This window comes from Brevundimonas sp. UBA5936 (assembly GCA_002430835.1).
Classification (GTDB): Bacteria; Pseudomonadota; Alphaproteobacteria; order Caulobacterales; family Caulobacteraceae; genus Brevundimonas.
Window position 1 is genome coordinate 17,516 of the sequence record DJDA01000017.1, and the last position, 9,159, is coordinate 26,674.

Sequence of the window (9,159 nt, forward strand, 5' to 3'; positions counted from 1 at the left end):
CGGATTGGCGACCGGCCCCGGCCAGCCTCAGCCGCGCGCCACCTGGAAGCCCGCGAAGGACTGGCTGACCGGCATCAGCTCCAGCGCATTGATGTTCAGGTGCGCAGGCAGGGTGGCGACCCAGAACAGGGTCTCGGCGATGTCCTCGCCGGTCATCGGCGTCGCCCCGCCATAGAGGGCGTCGGACGCCGCCTGGTCGCCGCCGGTGCGGACAAGGGTGAACTCCGTCTCGGCCATGCCCGGCTCGATAGAGGTGACGCGCACCCCCGTCCCATGCAGGTCCGAGCGCAGCCCCAGTGAGAACTGGCGCACGAAGGCCTTGGTCCCGCCATAGGCGTTGCCGCCCTTGTAGGGATAGGTCGCCGCCACCGAACTGATGTTCAGGATCGCCCCCTTGCGCGCGATCAGGCGCGGCAGCAGGCGGTGCGTCAGCGTCACCAGGCCGGTGATATTGGTGTCGATCATCTGGCGCCACTGAGCCAGGTCGGCCTCCTGCGCGGTGGCCGTGCCCAACGCCAGCCCGGCGTTGTTGATCAGCACATCGATGTCGCGGAAGCCCTCGGGCAGGGCGTCCAGCGCCGCGTCGATGGCGGCGGCTACGGCGGCGATGTCGCCCATGCCGTCGACCTCGGTCAGCTTGCCCTGGTCTGCATAGTAAGGAAGCAGCGGCGCGGTCTGGCGGTTGTACACGGCCAGGCGGTCCTTGAAGGTCTCGGGATTATCGTCCGCCCGGCCCTGCTCGGCGAAACGCTTGCCGATACGGTCGGTCAGGGCGGCGTCATCCACCTTCAGGCGGATGACGCTGTCGATCTTGGCGCCGCACTTGGCCAGCATGAGGTCCAGGGCTTCAGCCTGGGCCACCGTGCGGGGGAAGCCGTCGAAGATGGCGCCGCCGGCGGCCTCGGCCTCCGGCAGGCGGGCTTCGATCAGGGCGATGACGATCTCGTCGGTGACGAGGTCGCCGCGCGCCAGCACGTCCTTGACCTTCAGCCCCAGCTCCGAGCCGGAAGCGATGGCCGCACGCAGCATGTCGCCGGTCGAGAGCTGGACCATGCCTCGCTCTTCGACCAGCCGCTTGGCCTGGGTGCCCTTGCCGGCCGCAGGCGGCCCGAACAGGATCAGGTTCATTTTATATTCCGGGCTCCCCTACCCGATCAGCGACGGACAGGAGCGGAACCGCCCCGGCCACGGCCGCGCAACTTGGCCTTCTTGATCAGCCCTTCATACTGGTGCGCCAGCAGGTGCGACTGGATCTGGGCGACAGTGTCCATCGTCACCGAGACCACGATCAAGATAGACGTTCCGCCAAAGTACAGGCTGTTGCCCAGGCTGCTGACCAGGAACTCCGGCAGCAGACAGACGGCGGTGATGTAGGCGGCGCCGATCACCGTCAGGCGCGTCAGCACATAGTCCAGATACTCGGCCGTGCGCTTGCCCGGACGGATGCCCGGCAGGAAGCCGCCGTACTTGCGCAGGTTCTCGGCCGTATCCTCAGGGTTGAAGGTGATCGAGGTGTAGAAGAAGCAGAAGAAGACGATCAGGACGGCGTACAGGATCATGAACACCGGCTGGCCGTGCGTCAGCTGGGCCGTCACCAGAGGCAGCCAGCTCATCCAGTCCGGCAGATTCGCATTGGCGGTGAACTGGGCCACCGTCGTCGGCAGCATCAGCAGCGACGAGGCGAAGATGGCCGGGATCACGCCTGCGGTGTTGACCTTCAGCGGCAGGAAGCTGCGCTCGCCGCCGGTCATGCGGTTGCCTTCCTGGCGCTTCGGATACTGGATCAGAAGGCGGCGCTGGGCGCGTTCCATGAAGACGATGAAGACGATGACCGCCACCGCCATGATGGCGATGAAGAACAGGGTGAAGGCCGACATCTGGCCCTGCTGGGCCAGGCCCAGCATCCGCGCCACCGTCGACGGCAGAACCGCCACGATGCCCGCGAAGATGATCAGGGAGATGCCGTTGCCGACGCCGCGCGCCGTCACCTGCTCGCCCAGCCACATCAGGAACATGGTGCCGCCGGTCAGAACGGTGACCGTCGAAATGATGAAGAACAGACCGGGCTGGTCGATCAGGCCCGGCTGGGCGTTCAGGCCCACCGCGATGCCGAAGGACTGGGCCAGGGCCAGGAACACCGTCAGATAGCGGGTGTACTGGTTCAGCTGCTTGCGGCCCGACTCGCCGCCTTCCTTCTTCAGCTTCTCCCACGGCGGATACACCGCGCCCATCAGCTGGACGATGATCGACGCCGAGATGTAGGGCATGACGTTCAGCGCGAACACGGCCATGCGCTCGACGGCGCCGCCCGAGAACATGTTGAACATGTCCAGGATGCCGCGTTGGCCATCCGGGTTCTGGAAGAAGGCCAGGAAGGCCTCGCCGTTGATCCCAGGGATCGGAACATAGGTGCCGATCCGGTAGACCAGCAGCGCGCCCAGCGTGAACAGCAGGCGCTTGTGCAGCTCGGTCGCTTTCGCGAACGAGCCCATGTTCATATTGGCAGCAAGTTGTTCAGCGGCCGAAGCCATCAGGCGGTCCCCACGACTATGCCCGTCGTCAGATAGGCGGAAAGCGGCGCTCTTGCGAGGGCCGCTTTCGGAAAATCGTCATCCCGGTCCGGACGATCCCGGCGGAGGCGCGAAAGCCGCGCCCCCGACGGGATGACGATATTGGATTTTAGGCCTTGGCGGCGGTGCGCTTGGCGCGAGCCGAGATCTTGTTGGCGTCGCCCTTCGGAGCCTTGGGTTCCGGCGCCTTGCCGCGAGCGGCGTTGCGCTTTTCGAGGCGAGCCGCAGCCTTGGCTTCGGCTTCGATGCGCTGCTGGGTGACCGAACCGCCGGCGGCTTCGATCGCCTTGACGGCGCCCGACGAGGCCGACCACACGATCAGGTTCAGCTTGGCCTTCAGTTCGCCTTCGCCCAGGACGCGCACGCCGTCCTTGACGCGACGGATCACGCCGGCGGCGACCAGGGCCGCGCCGTTGATCTCGGCCTTGGCGTCCAGCTTGCCGGCGTCGACCGCCTCTTGCAGGCGCCACAGGTTGACTTCAGCCAGCTTCGGCGCGTTCGGCACGTTGAAGCCGCGCTTCGGCATACGCATGTACAGCGGCATCTGGCCGCCTTCGAAGCCGCCGATGGCGACGCCCGAACGCGACTTCTGACCCTTGACGCCGCGGCCGGCGGTCTTGCCCTTGCCCGAGCCCGGGCCGCGGCCGACGCGCATACGCTTCTTGGCGGCGCCTTCGTTGTCACGGATTTCGTTCAGCTTCATTGCCTGATCCTTTCGGGTGCTAGCGCCAGGTCCGCCAGGCGGTCCTGACTCGGCGTTGGATAAATTGAAGGGCCGCTGATTAAGCGACCCGCGTCAGCATCGCAAGATGCTTCCTTCATAAAGCGAAACGCCCTCCCCCGCGAACGGGAGAGGGCGAACCGTCTTACTTCTCGACCACTTCCACCATGTGGGCGACCTTGGCGATCATCCCACGGACGGAGGGGGTGTCTTCCAGGGTCGACTCACGGCCGATCTGGTTGAGACCCAGGCCCACCAGGGTGGCGCGCTGATCCGACTTGCGGCGGATCGGGCTCGCCGTCTGACGGACGGTCACAGTCTTGTTTTCGGTCTTGGCCATCTATCAGCCCTCCACGGCTTCCGGCGCCGAGGCGCCGTCATTGCGGCGGCCCATCAGGTCGGACACCTTCTTGCCCCGCTTGGAGGCGATCTGGCGCGGCGACGACTGAACCTTCAGAGCTTCGAAGGTGGCGCGGATCATGTTGTAGGGGTTCGAAGAGCCGGTCGACTTGCCCACGACGTCCTGGACGCCGAGGGTTTCGAGGACCGCACGCATCGGACCGCCCGCGATGACGCCCGTGCCCGGAGGGGCAGCGCGCATCATGATCTTGCCGGCGCCCCAACGGCCCGAGCCGTCGTGGTGCAGGGTGCGGTTCTCGCGCAGCGGAACCTTGATCATGGTCTTCTTGGCTTCTTCGGTCGCCTTACGGATGGCTTCCGGCACTTCGCGCGCCTTGCCGTGACCGAAGCCGACGCGGCCTTTGCCGTCGCCGACGACCATCAGGGCCGCGAACGAGAACCGGCGGCCGCCTTTGACGGTGGCGGCGACGCGGTTGATGTGCACCAGCTTCTCGATGATGTCCGAATCCGGACCTTCAACGGGAGCGTTGCGGTTGTCGCGACGGTTGCGATCGCCGCCGCCGCGTTGGGGTTCACGAGCCATGCTTGCCGTTCCCTTAGAAGTTCAGACCGGCTTCGCGCGCGGCTTCCGCCAGCGCCTTGACCCGGCCGTGATAGATGTAGCCGCCACGGTCGAAGACGACGTCCGTGACGCCCTTCTCGATGGCGCGCTCGGCGATCAGCTTGCCAATCTTGGCGGCGGCTGCGACGTCCGAACCCTTGGAACCCTTGCCGCCTTCCAGCGACGAGGCGGAAGCCACCGTGATGCCCTGGGCATCGTCGATGATCTGAGCCGAGATGTTCTTGTCCGAACGGAAGACCGACAGACGCAGACGACCATTGGCCACCGCCTTGAGGCGACGACGGGTGCGCTCGGCGCGGCGCTTGGCTTGTTGTTGAAGAGAGAGAGCCATGACTTACTTCTTCTTGCCTTCCTTGCGCCGGACGAACTCGCCCTGGTAGCGCACGCCCTTGCCCTTATAGGGTTCCGGCGGACGCATCTTGCGGATGACGGCGGCGATTTCGCCCACAGCCTGCTTGTCGTTGCCCGAGATCTTGATCTCGGTCTGCTTCGGCACGGCGAAGGTGATGCCTTCCGGCGGAACGATGTCCACGTCGTGCGAGAAGCCGAGCTGCAGCGAGAGATCCTTGCCCTTCAGGGCGGCGCGGTAACCGACGCCGACCAGTTCCAGGGTCTTCTCGAAGCCGTCGGTCACACCGGTCACCATGTTGGCGACCAGGGTGCGCGACAGACCCCACATGGCGCGAGCGCGCTGGGTGTCCGAACGCGGGGTCAGCGACAGTTCGTCGCCTTCCTGCGTGACTTCGATCTCTTCGGCGACGGTCCAGGAGCGTTCGCCCTTCGGACCCTTCACGGTGACGGCCTGGCCGTTGAGCGTGACAGTCACGCCCTTCGGCACAGCGATGGTTTTCTTGCCGATACGAGACATATCAGTAGACCCTGCAGAGGACTTCGCCGCCGACGTTAGCGTCGCGGGCGGCGGCGTCGGACATGACGCCCTTCGAAGTCGAAAGGATCGAGATGCCGAGGCCGTTCTTGATCGGCTTCAGATCGCTGATGGCCGAATAGACGCGGCGGCCGGGCTTCGACACGCGGGCGATCTCGGCGATCACCGGCTGGCCGTCGAAGTACTTCAGCTCGATCTCGAACTGCGGAAACTCACCGGGGTTTTGAACCAGCGAGTAGCCGCGGATGTAGCCTTCGTCCTGCAGCACGTCGAGGACGCGCTGACGCAGACGGGAAGCCGGGGTGAGCACCGACGAACGCTTGCGGGTGGCCGCGTTCTTGATGCGAGCGATCATGTCGCTCAGGGGATCGTTGATCATCATATCTGTTCGCTCCCCTTACCAGCTCGACTTCGTCAGGCCGGGGATCTGACCCATGTTGCCCAGCTCACGCAGGGCGACACGGCTCATCTTGAGCTTGCGGTAGTAAGCCCGCGGACGGCCCGTGACTTCGCAACGGTTGCGAATGCGGGTCGGCGCGGAGTTACGCGGCAGGGCGGCCAGCTTCAGGCGCGCATCGAAGCGCTCCTCCAGCGGCAGGCTCTCGTCGTTGGCGGTCGCCTTCAGGGCTTCCCGCTTCGCGGCATACTTCGCAACCAGGGCCTTGACGGCTTCGTTGCGGTTTACGGCGCTTTTCTTAGCCATTGTTCTCTTCCCTTCCCGATCAGTTCACGAACGGGAACTTGAACTCGGTGAGGAGAGCCTTGGCTTCCTCATCGGTCTTGGCCGTGGTGCAGACAACGATGTCCATGCCCCACATCTGGTCGATCTGGTCGTAGTTGATCTCCGGGAACACGATGTGCTCCTTCAGACCCGTGGCGTAGTTGCCGCGACCGTCGAACGAAGTGCCCTTCAGGCCCCGGAAGTCCTTCACGCGCGGCAGGGCGATCGTGATGAAGCGGTCCAGGAACTCGTACATCTGGGCGCCGCGCAGCGTGACCTTGCCGCCGATGACCATGCCTTCGCGCAGCTTGAAGCCGGCGATGGAGTTACGAGCCTTGGTCGGCACAGCCTTCTGACCGGCGATGGCCGTCAGATCCTTGAGGGCCGCGTTGGCCTTCTTGGAGTCGGCGACAGCTTCACCGATACCCATGTTCAGGACGATCTTGTCCAGCTTGGGGATCTGCATCTCGTTGGAGTAGCCGAATTTTTCCTTCAGGACGCCGCGGATGCGGTCCTGATACTCGGCCTTGAGGCGCGGCGTGTACTTGGTGTCGGCCATCAGATGACGTCTCCCGTCGACTTGGCGAAGCGGACCTTCTTGTCCCCCTCGACCTTGAAGCCCACGCGGGTCGCCTTGCCGTTGGCGTCGGCGATCGCGACGTTCGACAGGTGAAGCGAGGCTTCCTTGTGCTTGATGCCGCCTTGCGGGTCAGCCTGGGTCGGGCGCGTGTGGCGCTGAACCATGTTGACGCCTTGCACGACGACGCGGTTTTCGGTCGGCAGAACCTGCATCACCTTGCCGGTGCGGCCCTTGTCCTTGCCGGTCAGGACGACGACGTTGTCGCCCTTCTTGATCTTGGCGGCCATGGTTACAGAACCTCCGGAGCCAGCGAGATGATCTTCATGTGGTTCTTGGCGCGCAGCTCGCGCGGAACCGGGCCGAAGATACGGGTGCCGACAGGCTCGTTCTGCTTGTTGACGATGACGGCGGCCGACTTGTCAAAACGAATGACCGAGCCGTCCTTGCGCTGGATGTCCTTGGCGGTGCGCACGACGATGGCGCGAACGACGTCGCCCTTCTTCACGCGGCCGCGCGGAATCGCTTCCTTCACCGAGGCGACAATGGTGTCGCCGATCGAGGCGTAGCGGCGCTTGGAGCCGCCCAACACCTTGATGCACATGACCCGGCGAGCGCCCGAGTTATCGGCGACCTCCAGGTTAGTTTGCATCTGGATCATGGGATCCGATCCTTCTTCTTACGAAGCCGAGGCCGGGGAAATGATTTCCCAGCGCTTCAGCTTGGACTTGGGGGCGCATTCGATGATGCGCGCGATATCGCCGACTTTGAGAGCGTTAGCTTCATCGTGGGCGTGGTAGTTCTTGGACTTGCGGACCGTCTTGCGGAGCAGCGGGTGCAGCAGGGTGCGCTCGACCTTCACGACGACGGTCTTGTCGCCCTTGTCGGAGACGACCACGCCTTCAAGAATGCGTTTGGGCATCGGTGTTTCCTTACGAGGCCGCACGCTTCTCGCGCAGAAGCGTCGAGATGCGAGCGATGTCCTTGCGCACTTCCGAGACCCGGTGGGTCTTTTCCATCTGGCCGGTGGCGGCCTGGAAGCGCAGGTTGAACTGTTCCTTCTTGAGCTTCAGCAGCTCGTCGGACAGTTGGTCGACGGTTTGCGACCGGAGATCGGCGATCTTGGTCATTAGGCGGCTTGCTCCGTAACGATGCCGGCGTCCAGGCGGGTGACCACCTTGGTGCGGATCGGCAGCTTGGCGGCGCCGAGGCGCAGCGCTTCACGAGCCACGTCGTCCGGCACGCCGTCGATTTCGAACATGATGCGGCCCGGGGCCACGCGAGCGGCCCAGTGGTCCACCGCGCCCTTGCCCTTACCCATCCGCACTTCGGCCGGCTTGCCGGAGACCGGCACGTCGGGGAAGATACGGATCCAGACGCGGCCCTGACGCTTCATCTGACGGGTGATCGCGCGGCGAGCCGCTTCGATCTGACGCGCCGTGATGCGCTCCGGCTCGACGGCCTTCAGACCGTAGGAGCCGAAGTTCAGCGAGAAACCACCCTTGGACGAGCCGTGGATGCGGCCCTTGAAGGCCTTGCGGTACTTGGTCTTTTTCGGTTGCAACATGGCCTATCAGCCCTCACGACCACGGCGCGGACCGCGATCACCGCGGGGGCCGCGCTCACGGCCTTCGTTGGACGACGGACCCGAGGCTTCCTGGGCCCAACGCTTGTCCTGGGCCATCGGGTCGTGCTCGAGCACTTCACCCTTAAACACCCAGACCTTCACGCCGATGATGCCGTAGGTCGTCTTGGCTTCATAGAAGCCGTAGTCGATGTCGGCGCGCAGCGTGTGAAGCGGCACGCGACCTTCGCGGTACCATTCCATACGAGCGATTTCGGCGCCGCCCAGACGGCCCGAGACGTTGATGCGGACGCCCTTGGCGCCCAGGCGCATGGCCGACTGCATCGAGCGCTTCATGGCGCGGCGGAACGCGATACGGCGTTCCAGCTGCTGAGCGATGTTCTCGGCGATCAGCTGAGCGTCGGTCTCCGGCTTGCGGACTTCGACGATGTTCAGGTGAACTTCGCCTTCGGTACGGGCCGAGATGTCCTTGCGGAGCTTCTCGATGTCAGCGCCCTTCTTGCCGATCACGACACCCGGACGGGCGGCGTAGATCGTCACGCGGCACTTCTTGTGGGGGCGCTCGATGATGATGCGCGACACGCCGGCGGCCGACAGGCGTTCCTTCAGCCACGTACGCAGCTTCAGGTCCTGGTGGAGCAGTTTGGCGTAGTCAGCGCCGCCGGCGAACCAGCGGCTGTCCCACGTGCGGTTCACGCCGAGGCGCAGACCGATCGGATTGATTTTCTGTCCCATCAGGCAGCCTCGCCGGCTTCACGGACCACAATCGTGATCTCGCTAAAGGGTTTCAGGATGCGCGAGGAGCGACCGCGAGCGCGGCTCGCGAAACGCTTCATCACCAGGTTCTTGCCCACGAAGGCCTCGGCGACAACCAGGTTGTCGATGTCGAGGTTGTGGTTGTTCTCGGCGTTCGAGATCGCCGAGTACAGAACCTTGCGGACATCGCCAGCGATGCGCTTGTGGCTGAATTCCAGCTCGTTCAGCGCCTTCTGGACCGGCAGACCGCGGATCGACGCGGCCACCAGGTTCAGCTTCTGCGGGCTGATGCGGACGTTGACCAGCTTGGCGCGGGCCTCGGTCGCTTCAACGCGACGGGGGTTCTTGGTCTGGGCCATGG

16 protein-coding genes and 1 pseudogene are annotated in these 9,159 nt (G+C 64.7%); all 17 read right to left on the reverse strand.

The window, feature by feature from the left end:
- Nucleotides 1–27 precede the first annotated feature (27 nt).
- Nucleotides 28–1,128 carry an adenylate kinase gene (locus tag B2Y21_RS01275; RefSeq protein ID WP_292056190.1) on the reverse strand — a complete coding sequence of 367 codons (1,101 nt, stop codon included), beginning with the start codon at nucleotides 1,126–1,128 and terminating at the stop codon, nucleotides 28–30.
- 26 nt (nucleotides 1,129–1,154) lie between these two features.
- Nucleotides 1,155–2,531: a preprotein translocase subunit SecY gene (secY, locus tag B2Y21_RS01280; RefSeq protein WP_292056192.1), complete on the reverse strand. Its 1,377-nt coding sequence runs from the start codon at nucleotides 2,529–2,531 to the stop codon at nucleotides 1,155–1,157.
- A 286-nt stretch (nucleotides 2,532–2,817) separates the two neighbouring features.
- Nucleotides 2,818–3,273 (reverse strand): annotated as a pseudogene (gene rplO, locus B2Y21_RS01285) (50S ribosomal protein L15); the annotation flags it as partial.
- Nucleotides 3,274–3,436: 163 nt separating this feature from the next.
- Nucleotides 3,437–3,631 carry a 50S ribosomal protein L30 gene (gene rpmD / locus B2Y21_RS01290; protein ID WP_003164384.1) on the reverse strand — a complete coding sequence of 65 codons (195 nt, stop codon included), beginning with the start codon at nucleotides 3,629–3,631 and terminating at the stop codon, nucleotides 3,437–3,439.
- A 3-nt stretch (nucleotides 3,632–3,634) separates the two neighbouring features.
- Complete coding sequence (gene rpsE, locus B2Y21_RS01295) at nucleotides 3,635–4,234, reverse strand: 30S ribosomal protein S5 (protein ID WP_003164383.1); 600 nt, start codon at nucleotides 4,232–4,234, stop codon at nucleotides 3,635–3,637.
- A gap of 13 nt (nucleotides 4,235–4,247) precedes the next feature.
- Nucleotides 4,248–4,604 (reverse strand): 50S ribosomal protein L18, encoded by a 357-nt coding sequence (rplR, locus tag B2Y21_RS01300; RefSeq protein ID WP_003164382.1) that lies wholly within the window; start codon nucleotides 4,602–4,604, stop codon nucleotides 4,248–4,250.
- 3 nt (nucleotides 4,605–4,607) lie between these two features.
- A complete protein-coding gene (gene rplF / locus B2Y21_RS01305) occupies nucleotides 4,608–5,141 on the reverse strand; it encodes a 50S ribosomal protein L6 (protein ID WP_087139525.1) in 534 nt (177 codons plus the stop codon).
- 1 nt (nucleotide 5,142) lies between these two features.
- Nucleotides 5,143–5,541: a 30S ribosomal protein S8 gene (gene rpsH / locus B2Y21_RS01310; RefSeq protein WP_087139526.1), complete on the reverse strand. Its 399-nt coding sequence runs from the start codon at nucleotides 5,539–5,541 to the stop codon at nucleotides 5,143–5,145.
- 15 nt (nucleotides 5,542–5,556) lie between these two features.
- The gene (rpsN, locus tag B2Y21_RS01315) at nucleotides 5,557–5,862 is read right to left on the reverse strand and encodes a 30S ribosomal protein S14 (RefSeq protein WP_003164381.1); all 306 of its coding nucleotides are present in this window, start codon (nucleotides 5,860–5,862) and stop codon (nucleotides 5,557–5,559) included.
- 19 nt (nucleotides 5,863–5,881) lie between these two features.
- Nucleotides 5,882–6,439 (reverse strand): 50S ribosomal protein L5, encoded by a 558-nt coding sequence (gene rplE / locus B2Y21_RS01320; RefSeq protein WP_087139527.1) that lies wholly within the window; start codon nucleotides 6,437–6,439, stop codon nucleotides 5,882–5,884.
- A complete protein-coding gene (gene rplX / locus B2Y21_RS01325) occupies nucleotides 6,439–6,747 on the reverse strand; it encodes a 50S ribosomal protein L24 (protein WP_125899651.1) in 309 nt (102 codons plus the stop codon). Before rplX ends, rplE begins: the two co-directional genes overlap by 1 nt.
- A gap of 2 nt (nucleotides 6,748–6,749) precedes the next feature.
- Nucleotides 6,750–7,118 carry a 50S ribosomal protein L14 gene (rplN, locus tag B2Y21_RS01330; RefSeq protein ID WP_003164378.1) on the reverse strand — a complete coding sequence of 123 codons (369 nt, stop codon included), beginning with the start codon at nucleotides 7,116–7,118 and terminating at the stop codon, nucleotides 6,750–6,752.
- A gap of 18 nt (nucleotides 7,119–7,136) precedes the next feature.
- Nucleotides 7,137–7,379 carry a 30S ribosomal protein S17 gene (gene rpsQ / locus B2Y21_RS01335; RefSeq protein ID WP_087139529.1) on the reverse strand — a complete coding sequence of 81 codons (243 nt, stop codon included), beginning with the start codon at nucleotides 7,377–7,379 and terminating at the stop codon, nucleotides 7,137–7,139.
- Nucleotides 7,380–7,389: 10 nt separating this feature from the next.
- Nucleotides 7,390–7,587: a 50S ribosomal protein L29 gene (gene rpmC / locus B2Y21_RS01340; protein ID WP_003164376.1), complete on the reverse strand. Its 198-nt coding sequence runs from the start codon at nucleotides 7,585–7,587 to the stop codon at nucleotides 7,390–7,392.
- Entirely contained in the window at nucleotides 7,587–8,024 is a 438-nt protein-coding gene (gene rplP, locus B2Y21_RS01345; protein ID WP_003164375.1) for a 50S ribosomal protein L16, read from the reverse strand. Before rplP ends, rpmC begins: the two co-directional genes overlap by 1 nt.
- A 6-nt stretch (nucleotides 8,025–8,030) precedes the next feature.
- On the reverse strand, nucleotides 8,031–8,777 hold the full coding sequence (rpsC, locus tag B2Y21_RS01350; RefSeq protein ID WP_003164374.1) for a 30S ribosomal protein S3: 747 nt from the start codon (nucleotides 8,775–8,777) through the stop codon (nucleotides 8,031–8,033).
- The gene (gene rplV / locus B2Y21_RS01355) at nucleotides 8,777–9,157 is read right to left on the reverse strand and encodes a 50S ribosomal protein L22 (RefSeq protein WP_003164373.1); all 381 of its coding nucleotides are present in this window, start codon (nucleotides 9,155–9,157) and stop codon (nucleotides 8,777–8,779) included. The genes rpsC and rplV overlap by 1 nt, the downstream gene beginning before the upstream one ends.
- Nucleotides 9,158–9,159: the final 2 nt, after the last annotated feature.